Annotated in this window: 14 protein-coding genes and 1 pseudogene; 8 read left to right on the forward strand and 7 right to left on the reverse strand. The window is 67.8% G+C overall.

Annotated features, from left to right (window positions below; all coding sequences use genetic code 11):
* Positions 1-17 precede the first annotated feature (17 nt).
* Both ACOJSF_RS14450 and ACOJSF_RS14455 read left to right on the forward strand, forming a co-directional pair.
* Positions 18-953, forward strand: coding sequence for an RcnB family protein (locus tag ACOJSF_RS14450; protein WP_420142897.1), 936 nt, complete (start codon positions 18-20; stop codon positions 951-953).
* Between the two features lie 154 nt (positions 954-1,107).
* Complete coding sequence (locus ACOJSF_RS14455) at positions 1,108-1,581, forward strand: RcnB family protein (RefSeq protein WP_420142930.1); 474 nt, start codon at positions 1,108-1,110, stop codon at positions 1,579-1,581.
* 94 nt (positions 1,582-1,675) lie between these two features.
* Here the strand turns inward: ACOJSF_RS14455 and ACOJSF_RS14460 are convergent, their stop codons facing one another.
* Both ACOJSF_RS14460 and ACOJSF_RS14465 read right to left on the reverse strand, forming a co-directional pair.
* Positions 1,676-2,344: a hypothetical protein gene (locus tag ACOJSF_RS14460; protein ID WP_420142898.1), complete on the reverse strand. Its 669-nt coding sequence runs from the start codon at positions 2,342-2,344 to the stop codon at positions 1,676-1,678.
* A gap of 36 nt (positions 2,345-2,380) precedes the next feature.
* On the reverse strand, positions 2,381-3,949 hold the full coding sequence (locus ACOJSF_RS14465) for a lysine--tRNA ligase (RefSeq protein WP_420142899.1): 1,569 nt from the start codon (positions 3,947-3,949) through the stop codon (positions 2,381-2,383).
* Between the two features lie 88 nt (positions 3,950-4,037).
* Between ACOJSF_RS14465 and ACOJSF_RS14470 the strand changes: the two genes are divergently transcribed.
* The 4 genes and pseudogenes from ACOJSF_RS14470 to ACOJSF_RS14485 all read left to right on the forward strand — a co-directional run bounded on the left by ACOJSF_RS14470 (position 4,038) and on the right by ACOJSF_RS14485 (position 8,409).
* Complete coding sequence (locus ACOJSF_RS14470) at positions 4,038-4,604, forward strand: hypothetical protein (RefSeq protein ID WP_420142900.1); 567 nt, start codon at positions 4,038-4,040, stop codon at positions 4,602-4,604.
* 21 nt (positions 4,605-4,625) lie between these two features.
* Positions 4,626-7,349, forward strand: a pseudogene (locus ACOJSF_RS14475) (ATP-dependent DNA helicase).
* 2 nt (positions 7,350-7,351) lie between these two features.
* On the forward strand, positions 7,352-7,891 hold the full coding sequence (locus ACOJSF_RS14480; RefSeq protein WP_420142901.1) for a SixA phosphatase family protein: 540 nt from the start codon (positions 7,352-7,354) through the stop codon (positions 7,889-7,891).
* Positions 7,892-7,902: 11 nt separating this feature from the next.
* Positions 7,903-8,409 carry a GNAT family N-acetyltransferase gene (locus tag ACOJSF_RS14485; RefSeq protein ID WP_420142902.1) on the forward strand — a complete coding sequence of 169 codons (507 nt, stop codon included), beginning with the start codon at positions 7,903-7,905 and terminating at the stop codon, positions 8,407-8,409.
* Between the two features lie 33 nt (positions 8,410-8,442).
* Here ACOJSF_RS14485 and ACOJSF_RS14490 read toward each other — a convergent pair whose 3' ends face one another.
* The 5 genes from ACOJSF_RS14490 to ACOJSF_RS14510 all read right to left on the reverse strand — a co-directional run bounded on the left by ACOJSF_RS14490 (position 8,443) and on the right by ACOJSF_RS14510 (position 12,541).
* Complete coding sequence (locus tag ACOJSF_RS14490; RefSeq protein ID WP_420142903.1) at positions 8,443-8,850, reverse strand: hypothetical protein; 408 nt, start codon at positions 8,848-8,850, stop codon at positions 8,443-8,445.
* Positions 8,851-8,953: 103 nt separating this feature from the next.
* Positions 8,954-9,784: an alpha/beta fold hydrolase gene (locus ACOJSF_RS14495; RefSeq protein ID WP_420142904.1), complete on the reverse strand. Its 831-nt coding sequence runs from the start codon at positions 9,782-9,784 to the stop codon at positions 8,954-8,956.
* Between the two features lie 203 nt (positions 9,785-9,987).
* On the reverse strand, positions 9,988-11,400 hold the full coding sequence (gene glnA / locus ACOJSF_RS14500) for a type I glutamate--ammonia ligase (RefSeq protein ID WP_420142905.1): 1,413 nt from the start codon (positions 11,398-11,400) through the stop codon (positions 9,988-9,990).
* Between the two features lie 77 nt (positions 11,401-11,477).
* Positions 11,478-11,816: a P-II family nitrogen regulator gene (locus tag ACOJSF_RS14505; RefSeq protein WP_420142906.1), complete on the reverse strand. Its 339-nt coding sequence runs from the start codon at positions 11,814-11,816 to the stop codon at positions 11,478-11,480.
* Positions 11,817-12,004: 188 nt separating this feature from the next.
* A complete protein-coding gene (locus tag ACOJSF_RS14510) occupies positions 12,005-12,541 on the reverse strand; it encodes an OmpA family protein (protein WP_420142907.1) in 537 nt (178 codons plus the stop codon).
* Between the two features lie 138 nt (positions 12,542-12,679).
* Here ACOJSF_RS14510 and ACOJSF_RS14515 point away from each other — a divergent pair, with 138 nt between their 5' ends.
* Complete coding sequence (locus ACOJSF_RS14515) at positions 12,680-14,566, forward strand: M3 family oligoendopeptidase (protein ID WP_420142908.1); 1,887 nt, start codon at positions 12,680-12,682, stop codon at positions 14,564-14,566.
* 68 nt (positions 14,567-14,634) lie between these two features.
* The gene (locus ACOJSF_RS14520; protein WP_420142909.1) at positions 14,635-15,174 is read left to right on the forward strand and encodes a type 1 glutamine amidotransferase domain-containing protein; all 540 of its coding nucleotides are present in this window, start codon (positions 14,635-14,637) and stop codon (positions 15,172-15,174) included.
* The last annotated feature ends 1 nt before the right edge of the window (position 15,175 follow it).

Below are 15,175 nucleotides of genomic sequence, written 5' to 3' on the forward strand. Positions count from 1 at the left end.
CGGCGAGGAGACAAGACATGGAGAGGTTGCGTCGCAGTCTGCTGGCCACCGCCACCCTGATCGCCTGCATTCCGGCGGTCCTTCCCGCCCAGAATCCCGACGCGCGCCCGGAGCGGGGCCGTTCGACGCAGACGGAGGCCTATTCACGCGGCGGGCCTGACCGCTGGCAACGCGCGCAATCGCGGCCCACGCCGACGGCGGAGCGGCCCGAACGCCGCTGGCAGCCCGAAGCGGGCCGCGGAATGGCGCCACCCGACCGCCCGCGCGGGCCGGATGCACGTCCCGCATCGCCCGCCGCCGGCGCGCCCACGGCGCAAATGGCACCCGACTTTCGCCAGCCGCGCCCCGATCGCGGTGACGCCGCGCGCTGGAACCGGGACCGGTCCGACGACCGGCGGCGCTGGGACGGCGACGGGCGCCGCGATCAGACACGCCGCCCCGACCGGCCCGACGGCCGCCCCGGATGGGACAATGACCGCCGCGTCGACCGCCGCGATTGGCGCGGCGATGAGCAGCGCCGCTGGGCCGATGCGCGACGCGGGGACAATGACCGGCGTTGGCAGGATGGCCGCCGCTGGGACGGGGACCGTCGCTGGAACGGCGATCGGGATTGGGACCGGGGCCGCAATGGCTGGAACCGCCCGGGGTACCGCGCCGACTGGCGCAACGACCGCCGCTATGACTGGCGTTCGTGGCGCAACACGCACGGATCGATCTACCGCTTCCGCTACGCCGCGCCGCGCCAGTGGGGCTATGGCTATCGCCCCTTCTATCGGGGCGCGTTCCTCCAGCCGTTCTTCTACACGTCCAGCTACTGGCTGGCCGATCCGTGGGACTATCGCCTGCCGCCCGTCTCGGGCCCCTATCGGTGGGTCCGCTATTATGACGACGTGCTGCTGGTCGACATCAACACCGGCGAAGTGATCGACACGATCCAGGATTTCTTCTGGTAATCGCTGGCGCGGCGTTTCGGCCAAGAAACGCCGCGCCAATCCTTTCCGGTTGCTGACCAACAGATTCCAAATCGGTTCACCGAATCAGCAATAGATAAGTATTCGACGGAGCCGCCCCCCGGTGTCCGCCGACATGAGGTCCGAGGAGAAGATGATGCGTACAGCAATTCTCGCCACGCTGCTGGCCGCCGCCACTGTCATGCCGACCGTCGCCCAGGCCCAGACGTCCGAACTACGCCATGACCGCCGAGAGATCCGCGACGAGCGGCGCGATTACCAGCAAGCGCTTCGTCATGGGGATCGACGCGACGTTCGCGAGGCGCGGCGCGACTATCAGGACGCCCGCCGCGAATATCGCGACGACTGGCGCGATTATCGCCGCCGCAACCCCGCGCTCTACCGGGCCGGCCGCTATTATGGCCCGTCGGGCTATCGCTATCGCCCGGTTGCCGCCGGTTATCGCTTCCAGCCCGCTTATTACGGCCAGCGTTACTGGGTCGATCCCTATCGCTACCACCTGCCGCGTCCCGCCGCCGCCCAGCGCTGGGTGCGCTACGGCAACGACGTGGTGCTGGTGAACGTCCGCAGCGGCCTGGTCGTCCGCAGCTATTCGGGCTTCTTCTACTAAAGCTTCGGTTTGTCAGTAGCGTAGCGTACGGGGCCGGGCGGCGACGCCCGGCCCTTGGCGCGTGACTCTGCGGCAGCCGATGGGCCGGTCGTGCCTAGTCGATCCGGCCGAAGGGCATGAGCGTCCGCGCAAGCTGGGCGGCGGCACGCCCATCGCCGTTGCGAAGGGGGATCAGCACCGCCTCCGCATTGCGCCGTGCGATCCGGTCGATCGGGGTGGGCGCCGCGCCCGCGACCGCACGCTCGGCAAGCTGGCGCGCCTTGGCCACGTCCTTGGGGTCGTGCCGGATCGTGAGCAGGGCTGCGAAGCCATTGAAGAAGGCGCGGCTGCCGCCCAACGCGACCGACCGGTTGAGCGCCTCCAGCCCCGTTTCCTTGCGTGCCTTGAGCAGGGTCGACGCGAGAAAGCCCATGTCGACCGTGTCGAGATGCCAGGCCGCCAGCGCAAGCTGCCCTTCGGGGTCACGCGGGAAGGCGGCGGCGAATTGTTCGAACACGTGGCGCGCGGCGCGCGCGTCGCCTGGCGAACGGGCGAGCCTTGCGCGATAGCCGAGCGCCACCCCCCGCTGCAGCACCGCCTCGCGATCCCTGGGATCGGCGCGCAGTTCGGCCTCCGCCTGCGCCAGCGCCTGATCAACGAGCTTGCGCGCGACGCCCTTGTCGGTGGTGGCGAAGGCGGCCTGCGTCAGCAGCTCGCGCGGCGTCGCGGCACAGACGGGCGCCGCGACGAGCATCACGGCCGCGATCGGGGTAGGCATCCTCATGAAAGGATCAACCGATCGCGCCCGTGAAACGATCCATCACGCAGCCCTGGCAAGCGCTTCGGCGATCAGCGCGCGGCTGTTGGCGAGCCCGTAAAGCGCGATGAAGCTGCCCATGCGCGGTCCCTGTTCCGACCCAAGCAGCGTTTCGTACAGCACCTTGAACCAGTCGCGCAGCCGTTCCTGCCCGTAATGACGCTTGCCGACTTCGTAGACCTCGTTCTGCGCCGTCGCGGCCAGATCGTCGGGCCCGAGCGTGGCGAGCCGGGCGTCGAGATCGCCGAGCGCGACCGCCTCCTCCGCCGTCGGCGCGCGCCGCCGGAGCGTGGGCGCGATCACGTCGCGATGATAGGCAAGCGCGTGGCCGATCAGCGCGTCGAGCGCGGGATGCTCCACGCCCGGATGATAAGCGCGCAGATAGTCCCACACCACGCTGGGATCGGCATCGCCGATCACGCCGACGAGGTTGAGCAGCAGCCCGAACGTCACGGGCAACGGCGCGGCCGGCACGGCGCCATCATGGATGTGGTGGACGGGATTGCCGAGCTTCTGCGGCAGCCCCTGCCCCGGATAATCGGCGACCGATTTCCAGTAATCGTCCACCGCGCGCGGGATCACGCCGAGATGGAGCTGCTTGGCGCGCTTGGGCTCGCGATAGATGAAGTAAGCGAGGCTTTCGGGCGGGCCGTAGGTCAGCCATTGTTCGATCGACAGGCCGTTGCCCTTCGACTTGGAGATCTTCTCGCCGCGCTCGTCGAGGAACAGCTCGTAGACCAACGTCTCGGGCTTGCGCCCGCCGAGGATCTGGCAGATCCGCCCGCCAAGCTGCGCGCTGTCGATCAGGTCCTTGCCATGCATCTCGTAATCGACGCCGAGCGCGGCCCAGCGCATGCCCCAGTCGGGCTTCCACTGGAGCTTGGCGCGCCCGCCGAGTACTGACTGCTCGATCCGTTCGCCCTCGTCGACGAAGGCGACGATCCCCGCTTCCGCATCGACCACCTCGACCGGCACCTGCAGCACCACCCCGCTCTTGGGGCTGATCGGCAGCACGGGCGAATAGGTCGCGCGCCGTTCCGCACCCAAAGTGGGCAGCATGACGCCCATGATCGCTTCGTAATGGCGCAGCACGCCGCGCAGGGCTTCGTCGAAGCGGCCGCCCTGATAATATTCGGTCGAGGACGCGAACTCGTAGTCAAAGCCGAAGCGGTCGAGGAAGTCGCGCAGCATCGCGTTGTTGTGGTGCGCGAAGCTTTCATACTTGCCGAACGGATCGGGGATGCGGGTCAGCGGCTTGCCCAGATGTTCGGCCAGCATCTCCCGGTTGGGCACGTTGTCGGGCACCTTGCGCAGCCCGTCCATGTCGTCCGAGAAAGCGAGCAGGCGGGTCGGGATGTCCGACAGCGCGGCGAAGGCGCGGCGCACCATCGTCGTCCGCAAGACTTCCTGAAAGGTGCCGATATGCGGCAGGCCCGAAGGCCCGTAGCCGGTTTCGAACAGGATGTGCCCCTTGGCCGGCGTGCCGTCGGGATAGCGCGCGAGCAGCTTGCGTGCCTCCTCATACGGCCACGCCTTGGAGGCGAGCGCGGCCTCGCGAAGCTCGTTTGTCATTTGTTCCATAATCTAATAGCCTTGGCATCCAGCCCTTATGGAAGGCGCCGGCCGGTGCAAAGCGCTTTCCGAGAAGGAGAGGTGGACGATGGAGATCCTGCCCCCGGGCCACGCCTTGCCCGCGCTGCGCGTGATCCGGCCCGAGCGGATGGCGGAACGAACCGCCTACGAGGCGCGACCAGGCCTGCGCGCGCTGCCGTCGGGCACGCTTGCCGTGGGCACGTTCGCGGGGCTGCAGGTGTGGACGCTTACCATCCTGTTGTGGGCGATCTGGTGGCCGCATCCGATCAGCACGGGCGACTATCTCTTTTCGATCGGCGCGAGCGCGCTGCTCGGCGGGCTGGTGATCGGCGTCGTGCTGCTCCTGCTGCGTCGTTATCCCGGCTTCCTGCTGGCGGTGCTGCGCGCGCCGTTCGTGCGGCTGACCGTCACCGACCGCCGCATCCTGTGGAGCCTGCCCTGGTCGCGCCGCCCGTTGATGGAAATCGGGCTTGAGCGGGTGATGGGCGGCATTCTGGGGCAGGTCGATCCGCGCGGATACGGCAATGCGGCGGTGGTGCTGGTGCCGGGCGATCCCTCGGCCGACATTGACGGCAACATCCATTTCGATCGGCTGCCCGACGTGCAGACGTTCGTCGCCGCGCTTCGCGGCTGAAGCGGTGCCAGTTTACGCTTCGTGATAAACCCCGCGATCGATCTGCCCGCGCTGCACGCCACGCATGGCGGCATCTGGCTCGCGACGCCGGACGGCGACACGCGCGCGATCGGGCGCGGCGCCGCGACCGCGTTCGCGGCCGAGACGCCGACCATCCTGCTCAACGCTCCGCTGGTCGCGGCGCGGCTGGGCTTGAGCGAGCTGTCGGGACTCGACCTGCTTGAATTGTTCGCCTTCGTTCACCCGGCGCGCTTCGCCGTTCCCACCCCGGCTGGCCTGGCGCGCGCGCTGGGCCTTGCCCCCCCGGCCGACGATGCGGACGCCCCTGCATTTCTCCGATGCGCGGCCAACACCTTGCTCGCGACGCTCGCACAGGCCGACTGGCCCGAGCGCGAAGGCGCGTGGACCGCCGCGCAGGGCCTCGGCCGCTTACGCTGGCCGTGGGCGGCGCTGGCAGCGACGCGCATTCCCCGGCCGGCCGAAGCCGAGCGCTGGCTGTTCTCCAAATTGCCGCAGTGGGAGGAAAGCGCCCCGCGCCCCGACCCGCGCCCGCACCGGCTGGACGAGGAAGAAACGCTCGACCATCTCGCCGGCCTCGTCGGGCAGGGCGCCGAGCCGCGCGAGGGCCAGCGCGACTATGCCGCCGCCGCCGCCCGCGCATTCGATCCGCGCGAGGACGAAGGACGCCCGCACCTGCTGCTGGCCGAGGCCGGGACGGGCATCGGCAAGACGCTCGGCTATCTGGCGCCGGCCTCGCTCCATGCCGCGCGCGCCGGCGGCACCGTCTGGATCTCGACCTATACCAAGGCGCTTCAGCGTCAGCTCGCGGCGGAGACCGTGCGGCTTTTTCCCGACCCGGCGGAGCGGCGGCGCAAGGTCGTGGTGCGCAAGGGGCGCGAAAATTATCTCTGCCTGCTTAATCTGGAGGATGCCCTGCAGGGTGGGTTCCAGAATCGCGCGGCGGTGCTGGCGCAGCTTGTCGCGCGCTGGGCCGCCTATACGCGCGACGGCGACATGGTCGGCGGCGACCTGCCCGGCTGGCTCCCGACCTTGTTCCGCCGCGCCGGATCGACCGCGCTGACCGACCGGCGCGGCGAGTGCGTCTATGCCGGCTGCCCGCATTACCGGAAATGCTTCATCGAACGCGCGGCGCGCGCCTCCGACGAGGCGGACATCGTCATCGCCAACCACGCGCTGGTGATGATCGTCGCCGAGCGCCGCCGGCTGGAGGGACGCGCGCTCCAGCGGATCGTGTTCGACGAGGGGCATCACCTGTTCGATGCCGCCGATTCGACCTTTTCGACCGCGCTCACCGGACAGGAAGCGATCGAGCTGCGGCGCTGGATCATGGGCCCGGAGGCGAAGGCGCGCGGCCGGCGGCGGGGGCTGGCGGCACGTCTGCTCGACGTCGCCTCCTATGACGAGGAAGGCGCGCGCGCGATCGAACAGGCGGTGGCAGCGGCGCGCGAACTGCCGGGCGACGGCTGGCTCGGCCGGCTGGCGGAAGGGCTGCCGCTCGGCCCGGTCGAGACGCTGCTCGCGGCGGCGCGCGCGACCACCTACGCCCGCGCGAGTGCCGCCGATGCTGGCTAGGCGATCGAGACGCCGGCGGCCGAGCTCGACCCGGCGCTGATCGAGGCGGCGGCACCGGCCGCCGAGGCGCTGGAGGCGCTGGTCCGCCCGATGGCACGGCTGCGCGCGCGCCTGCAGGCGGTGCTGGAGGACGCGACCGACTGGCTCGACAGCGCGGCGCGCGCGCGGGTCGATGGCGCGATTTACGGGCTGGGCCATCGCGCGGCGATGCTCGGCGGGTGGATCGCGCTGCTGACCCGGATCGGCGGCCCGGTCGATCCCGACTTCGTCGACTGGCTGGTGGTCGACCGGGTCGAGGGGCGCGAATATGATATCGGCCTCCACCGTCATTGGCTCGACCCGACCCGCCCGCTCGCGGAAACGGTGCTGAAGCCCGCGCACGGCCTGCTCGTCACTTCCGCCACCCTGCGGGGCGGCGAGACGTGGGACGCCGCCGACGCGCGCAGCGGAGCATTGCATCTCGATCGTCAGCCGATGCGCTTCGCGGTCGACTCGCCGTTCGATTATGCGGGCCAGGCCGAGGTGTTGATCGTCACCGACATCAAGCGCGGCGACACGGCCGCGTTGGCCGGGGCCTATGCCCGGCTGATCGAGGCGGCGGGTGGCGGGGCGCTGGGCCTGTTCACCGCGATCCAGCGGCTGCGTGCGGTCCATGCCCGCATCGCCGACCGGTTGGCGCGCGAGGGGCTCCCGCTCTACGCGCAGCATGTCGACCCGATCGACACGGGCACGTTGATCGATATCTTCCGCGACGATCCGCATGCCAGCCTGCTCGGCACCGACGCGCTGCGCGACGGCGTCGACGTGCCCGGCGAGTCGCTCCGGCTGGTGGTGATGGAAGGCGTGCCATGGCCGCGCCCGACCACGCTTCACGCCGCGCGACGCGCCGTGGGCGGCGGAACCGCGCATGACGACCGGATCGTGCGCGCGCGGCTGGCGCAGGCATTCGGCCGGCTGATCCGCCGGGCCGACGATCGCGGCATGTTCGTGCTGCTGTCGGCCGCGACCCCGTCGCGCCTGCTCGATGCCTTCCCACGCGGCGTCCCCATCACGCGCGTCACGATGGAGTACGCGGTGAGCCGAGTCGCGACGCGGCTTTCCTCCACCGCGCCTTTCGGGCACTCTGTCGGCGGAGAGATTTTGCCGGGGTAAGGATGAAGAGGCTGACGCTGCTGCGCCACGCCAAGTCGGGGGAGGATCCCGAGGCCGCGCGCGATTTCGATCGCCAGCTCAACGCCAAGGGGCGGAGGGCCGCGCGCACCGTGGGCCGCCACATGCGCGACGAAGGGCTGCAATTCGACGCGGTCATCGCCTCCCCCGCCACGCGGGTTGCCGAAACGCTGGAGGAAGTGGCGGCGGGCTACGGCCGCAGCCTTGATCCGGTATGGGAGCGCCGCATTTACCTCGCCTCGCCTGATGAACTGCTCGACGTGGTGCGCGACGTGCCGGACGATGCCGACAGCCTGCTGCTCGCGGGCCATAATCCCGGACTCGAACAGCTGGTCCTGCTGCTCGTACCGCAGGACCAGGAGGGGGCGCGGGGCGAGGTCGCGCGCAAATATCCGACCGGCAGCCTCGCCGAGTTGCAATTCGATGTTGCGTCATGGGCGGACATCGCGCCGGGACACGGCGCGCTGACGCGGTTCGTGCGTCCGCGCGATCTCGATCCCGAGCTCGGGCCCGAATTTGCGTGAATGAACCGCAATTGCGTCGCGCCGGCCCGGCGGATGCGGGGCGGCTGTCGCTGCTCGGCGGCGCGACCTTCCTGCTCGCCTTCGCCCACGATCATCCCGGCGACGCGCTGGTCGACCATGTCGCGAAAGAGCATAGCGTGGAGCGTTATTCGGCGCTGCTCGCCGATCCGGATTGCGCCATCTGGCTGGTCGAGACGACGCTCGGTGCCCCGATCGCCTATGCGGTGATGACGCCGCCGGAGGTCGATTGCGCCCATGACGCGTCCGACCTGGAGCTCAAGCGCATCTACGTGCTCGACCCCTGGCGAGGGGGCGGGTGGGGCGAGACGTTGATCTCCGCCGTGCAGGAGGAGGCACGTCATCGGGGTGCGCGCCGGCTGCTCCTGTGCGTCTACACCAGCAACCTGTCGGCACAGCGTTTCTATGCCCGACAGGGGTTCGCCGATACGGGCTACGGCCAGCAATTCTACGTTGGCGCGATCGCGTTCGACGACCGGATCTGGGCGAAGGCCCTGTAAGGGGGCCCCGCCCGTCGTGATCCGACGTTTCGGCTAGCGGCAGCGTACGTCCTGGTTGCGATCGATCGCCCGGCCCGCCGCCGCGCCACCAGCCGCACCGAGCAGCACGCCCAGCACTTCCGACCGCCCGGAGGTGAGCGCCGCGCCGAGCGCGCCGCCCGCGATGCCACCCACGATCAGACCCGTGGTCCCGTCATTGCGGCGGCAATAATAACGCCCGTCCTGCCCGCGATAGACCCGGTCGTTCCGGCTCAGCCGGCGCTCGCGGTAACGTGCATCATCCCGGTAATAACGGTCGGCATAATAGTCGCCATAGGCCGGGTCGGGGTGGTTGTAGTCGTACATGCGGTAATTGGGCCGCCCGCCGGCCCCGCCACCATAGGTCGAACAGCCGCTGATGACCGTCGCAGCCGCCAGCAGGGCTATCGTTGTCTTGCGCATCCTCTCTCTCCCTGTTCGGGTCGTGAACGGGCAATGCGCGGACGATGATTTGGTTGCGGGGGTGCAACAAGGGCGCCGGGGTCGCCCGACGCCCTCGCGATGGTCAGTTCTGGATGAAGGCGAGCAGATCGGGGTTCACCACGTCGGGATGCGTGGTGCACATTCCGTGCGGCAGGCCGTCATAGCTCTTCAGCGTGCCGTTCCGCAGGAGCTTCACCGAAAGCGGCGCGGAGTCGGCATAGGGCACGATCTGGTCGTCGGTGCCGTGCATCACCAATACGGGCACGTCGATCGCCTTCAGATCGTCGGTGAAGTCGGTTTCGGAAAAGGCCTTGATGCAGTCGTAATGCGCCTTGGCGCCGCCCATCATCCCCTGGCGCCACCAATTCCAGATCACGCCCTGATCGACTTTCACCCCTTCGCGATTGTAGCCGTAAAAGGGCCCGGTCGGCACATCGACGAAGAATTGCGCACGATTGTCGGCGGTCGCCTTGCGGAAGCCGTCGAACACCTCGATCGGCAGCCCGCCCGGATTGGCGTCGCTCTTCACCATGATCGGCGGCACCGCCCCGATCAGCACGGCCTTGGCGACGCGGCCGGGCTTCGCGCGCGCGACATAGTGCGCCACTTCGCCGCCGCCGGTGGAATGGCCGATATGGACCGCGTCCTTCAGGTCGAGATGGTCGGCCAGCGCCGCGACATCGGCGGCATAGGTATCCATCTCGTTGCCGTCCCACGTCTGGGTCGACCGGCCATGTCCGCGGCGGTCATGCGCGATCACTCGATAGCCGTGGCCCAAGAAGAACAGCATCTGGTTGTCCCAGTCGTCCGCGCTGAGCGGCCAACCGTGATGAAAAACGATCGGCTGCGCATCGCGCGGGCCGAGGTCCTTGTAATAGATTTCGGTTCCGTCGCTGACCGTCACATAAGGCATGGCCGTGGTTCCTCACTCTCGCGGCGCGAGCCGTTGCGCCGCCAGAACATTGCGTCACGTCCGCGAGTCGCGGAAGCGGCAAAGATCGCAACCGATCGATGACGATTGTTGGCGGATCCTCATAGATACGAAAAAGGCATAGGCGCGAAAAAGGCGTCCGGATCGCTCCGGACGCCCCCTTTCCTCCTCGATCGTGTGGGCGATCAGGCCGAATAATACATGTCGAACTCGACCGGGCTCGGCGTCATCTCCCAGCGGGCGACCTCCGGCCACTTGAGCTCGAGATAGGATTCGATCTGGTCCTCGGTGAACACGCCGCCCTTGGTCAGGAAGGCATGATCCTCGGCCAGGCTGTTCAGCGCCTCGCGGAGCGAACCGCACACCGTCGGGATCTCCTTCAGCTCCTCCGGCGGCAGGTCGTAGAGGTTCTTGTCCATCGCCTCGCCCGGGTGAATCTTGTTCTCGATCCCGTCGAGGCCGGCCATCAGCAGCGCCGCATAGCAGAGATACGGATTGGCCATCGCGTCGGGGAAGCGGAACTCGACCCGCTTCGCCTTGGCGCCCGCGCCATAAGGGATGCGGCACGAGGCCGAACGGTTGCGCGCCGAATAGGCCAGCAACACCGGCGCCTCGTAGCCCGGCACCAGCCGCTTGTAGCTGTTGGTGGTCGGGTTGGTGAAGGCGTTGAGCGCCTTGGCATGCTTGATGACGCCGCCGATGAAATACAGGCAGATGTCGCTCAGGCCCGCATAGCCGTTGCCGGCGAACAGCGGATTGCCCTTGTCCCAGATCGAGATGTGGGTGTGCATGCCCGAGCCGTTATCCTTGGCGATCGGCTTCGGCATGAAGGTCACGGTCTTGCCGTAGGCCTGCGCCACCTGCCACACGACATACTTGTAGATCTGCATGCGGTCGGCGGTCTGGACGAGCGTGCCGAAGGTCAGGCCCAGCTCATGCTGCGCGGCGGCGACCTCGTGGTGGTGCTTGTCGCACGGCAGGCCCATTTCGAGCATGGTCGACACCATCTCGCCACGGATGTCGACCGCGCTGTCGACCGGCGCGACCGGGAAATAGCCGCCCTTAGCGCGCGGACGGTGGGCGAGGTTGCCCTCCTCATACGCCTTGCCGGTGTTGGTCGGCAGTTCGATATCATCGATCTTGTAGTAGGATTCGGCGTAGTTCGTGTCGAACTGCACGTTGTCGAACATGAAGAATTCGGCTTCCGGCCCGACATAGACGGTATCGCCGATGCCCAGCGTCTTGACGTAGTCCTCAGCGCGCTTCGCGGTCGAGCGCGGATCGCGGGCATAGAGTTCGCCGGTCGACGGCTCGACGATGTCGCACACCAGGATCAGCATCGGCGTCGCCGAGAACGGATCGATCCACACCGCGTCCAGATCCGGCTTCAGGATCATGTCGCTCTCGTTGATCGCCTTCCAGCCCTCGATCGAGCTGCCGTCGAACATGAAGCCGTCGTTGAGTTCGTCCTCCCCGACCACGCCGGCCACCATCGACAGATGCTGCCACTTGCCCTTCGGATCGGTGAAGCGGAGGTCGACCCACTCGATCTCCTTGTCCTTGATCATCTTCAGAACGTCGGACGCCTTGTTCGCCATCGTAGAAAGCCCTTCCCGCTAAAGCCCCTGAAGTTTCGCGGCCGTGGAGGCCGCCTGCGCATAACCGCGCGGATCATTTAGACCGCGTCGGAATCCCTTTCCCCCGTGCGGATGCGCACCGCCGTATCGATCGTGGTGACGAAGATCTTGCCGTCGCCGATCCGCCCCGTCTGTGCTGCGTTCTGGATCGCTTCAACCACGCGCTCCGCGAGGCTGTCGTCGACGACGACTTCCAGTTTCACCTTCGGCAGGAAATCGACCACATATTCCGCGCCGCGATACAGCTCGGTATGGCCTTTCTGACGGCCGAAGCCGCGCGCTTCGATGACCGTGATCCCGCTGACGCCGACATCGTGCAGCGCCTCCTTCACCTCATCGAGCTTGAACGGCTTGATAATGGCTTCGATCTTCTTCACCCGTGCCCTCCGCTCGCTCAGCCTTCAATAAGCGTGCCATGCAAGGCCACGCAAGCGACACACCCCTGTCCCGTCACAGATTGCGGGGCATTGCTCGCAAAAGCAGCATTCCGACGATATGCTGCCCGATCGGCGGGCAGATTTTCCGACGCTCGCCCTGCTTTCCGCGACTCGCCGGCCCGGGAATCCTATTTCGCGGTGACGATCAGTTCGATCCGGCGATTGCGCGCGCGGCCTTCGGGCGTCGCATTGTCGGCGATCGGCTCGGCCAGCCCGCGTCCGATCGTGGTGATCCGGCGCGGGGCGATCCCGCCCTGGCTCAGCAATTGCTTCATCCGCTCCGCGCGCGCGCGGGACAGGGCCAGGTTGCGCTCAGGCGCGCCGTCATTGTCGGTATGGCCGACGATCGTGACCCTCGCCTTCGGATAGGCGCGCAGGATCTGCTGCACGGCGTACATCGTCCGCACGGTGGCGGGGTTGGGGCGCGTCTGCCACGGCTGAAACTCGTTGCCCGGGAAACGGAACAGGCGCGGGGCCGGATCGGGGGACGCGAGAAACAGCGCGAGCTGCTCCTCGACCGAGCCCGGCTGCACCGCGATCGCACTGTCGGGAAGGAGAATCAGCTTGCCCGCCTGGGTCTGCGGCGCGGCCGCCTCGGCCTCGCTCGCGGTCACGGACGAATCGCAGCCGCCCTGCATCACCAGGAGCACCGCCAGGGCGGTCACCGCGATAATCCTGCTGCCAATCATGCGCCCACCTCGATGCATCTATACCGCCCGGTATCGAATATGGAAACCTCTTTCGCACATGCAACATGACATTACGACGATGCTGGCGCGCAGCGACCGGACAGGCGTAGACAGATGCGCCGCCCGCGCGCGGTGACGATCGAGGATATGATGACGACACTTTCCCGCCGCGATGCCCTGACCTCTGCCGCCGCACTGGCCGTGCTCGCGGCCGCTCCCCAAGGCGCACCCGCGCAGACGGCCTCCGCCGGCTGGGATTTGACCGATCTCTACCGCAGCGACGCCGACTGGGCCGCGGAACGCGCGGCTGTCGCCGGCCGTCTGTCGGCGCTTTCGGCGTTCAAGGGCAGACTGGGCACCGCGGAGGGTTTTGCCGGCGCACTTCGGCTCCATTCCGAACTCGGCCTGAAGGTCGCGCGCCTCTACACCTATGCCAGCCTCAAGGCGGACGAGGATCTGCGCGTGGCGGCGAACCAGGAACGGCGGCAGGTCGCGACCGACCTCTATACCGCTTATGGCGAGGCCGGGTCGTGGATCGATCCCGAGTTGCTGGCGGTGGGCAAGCCGACGATCGACCGCTTCTTCGCGGCCGACCCAAGCCTCTCCCGCTTCCGGTTCCAGGTCGACGACGTGCTGCGCCTGGCCGGACATACGCTGTCGCCCGAAGGCGAGGCTTTGCTGTCCGCCGCCGCCGCCCCGCTGGCCGGACCGCAGGATGTGCGCGACCAGCTGACCGCGTCGGACATTCCCCGTCCGACCGTGACGCTGTCCACGGGGCAGACCGCCACGCTCGACGATCAGGGCTACACGCTGCAGCGCGCGGCCCCCAACCGGACCGACCGCAAGCTGGTGTTCGATGCGTTCTGGGGGAGCTATGCCAAATTCGAAAATTCGCTCGGCGCGGCGCTTGCCGCGAAGGTCAAGGGCGACATCTTCGCCGCCAAGGCGCGCAAATATGGCAGCGCGCTGGAGGAGGCGCTGGCCGGCCCCAACCTGCCCGAAGCCGTCTATCGCACGCTGATCGCGGAGACGAATGCGGGCCTGCCCGTGCTGCACCGTTATTTCGATCTGCGGCGGCGGATGCTGAAGCTGCCCGACATCGCTTATTACGACATCTACCCTCCGCTCGTGTCGCTCGACCGGAAATTCCCGCTGGCCGAGATGCGGACGTTGACGATGGAGGCGGTGCGCCCGCTCGGCCCCGATTATGTCCGCCTGTTCGGGGAGGCGAGCGCGAAGAAATGGATGGACCCGCTGCCCCGCCCCGGCAAGCAGTCCGGCGCCTACATGCAACCCGGCGCCTATGAGGTGCACCCCTATCTGCTGCTCAACCTGAGCGATCAGTATGACGGGCTCACCACCTATGCCCACGAATGGGGGCATGCGATGCACTCGCTGCTCGCCAATGCCGCGCAGCCGTTCGAACTCGCCAATTACCCGACCTTCACCGCCGAGATTGCGTCGACCGGCCACGAAATCTTCCTCGCCCGCCTGATGCTGGCCAAGGCGCGATCGCGCGAAGAGAAGCTCTTCTACCTCGGCCAGCTGATGGAAACCTTCCGCGGCACTTTCTTCCGCCAGGCGATGTTCGCCGAATTCCAGCTCGCCATCACCGATCTCGCACAGAAGGGCGAGGGGCTGTCGGGCGCGCGGATGAGCGCGATCAACCTCGACCTGCTCAAACGCTATCATGGGCCGAATTTCACGATCGATCCGGCCTATGGAATTGAATGGGCCTATATCCAGCATTATTATTTCGGCTTCTACGTCTTCCAATATGCCACATCGATCACGGCGGCGAACTTCCTGGTCGATCGGGTGCTCAAGGGCGGGGCGAGCGAACGCGACGCCTATCTCGCGGTGCTGAAGGCCGGCGGATCCGACCATGGCTATGCCATCCTGAAGAAGGCCGGGCTCGATATGGCGACGCCCGCGCCCTACCGCACCCTGGTCGCCACCTTCGCGGACATCCTCGATCAGGCGGAGAAACTGCTCGGCTGAACCCGGCATCCGGAACGGGCGGAGGCCGTGCGGGGTTCTCCCGGCTTCCCCCGTTTCAGGAGTTTTCCATGACCAAGGCGCTCATCATCGCCACCGACGGGTTCGAGCAGTCGGAACTGTTCGAGCCGCGCCAGGCCCTGCTCGACGCCGGCGTCGAGGTCACGCTCGCCAGCCCCAAGCGCGATCCCATCCAGGGCATGGAGCATGACGAGAAAGGCGACACGATCACGCCCGACGCGCTGCTGGGCGAGGTGAAGGCCGAGGATTACGACACGCTGGTGATCCCAGGCGGCGTCGGCAACCCCGACAAGCTGCGCATGGAACAGGATGCGATCCGGCTGGTGCGCGACTTCGTCGCCGCCGGGAAGCCCGTCGCCGCCATCTGCCACGGCCCGTGGCTGCTGGCCGAGGCCGAGGTGATCGACGGGCGCACGGTCACGTCGTGGCCGTCGATCCGCGCCGACCTGCGCCACGCAGGGGCGCTCGTGGTCGACCGCGAGGTGATCGAGGACGGCAACCTCATCACCAGCCGCAAGCCCGACGACATCCCCGCCTTCAACCGGGCGTTGCTGGCCAAGTTGGGGCTCGACGCGCGCGCGACGGCCTGAT

Origin of the sequence: Sphingomonas sp. (assembly GCF_048594985.1) — a bacterium.
Lineage (GTDB): Bacteria > Pseudomonadota > Alphaproteobacteria > Sphingomonadales > Sphingomonadaceae > Sphingomonas_I.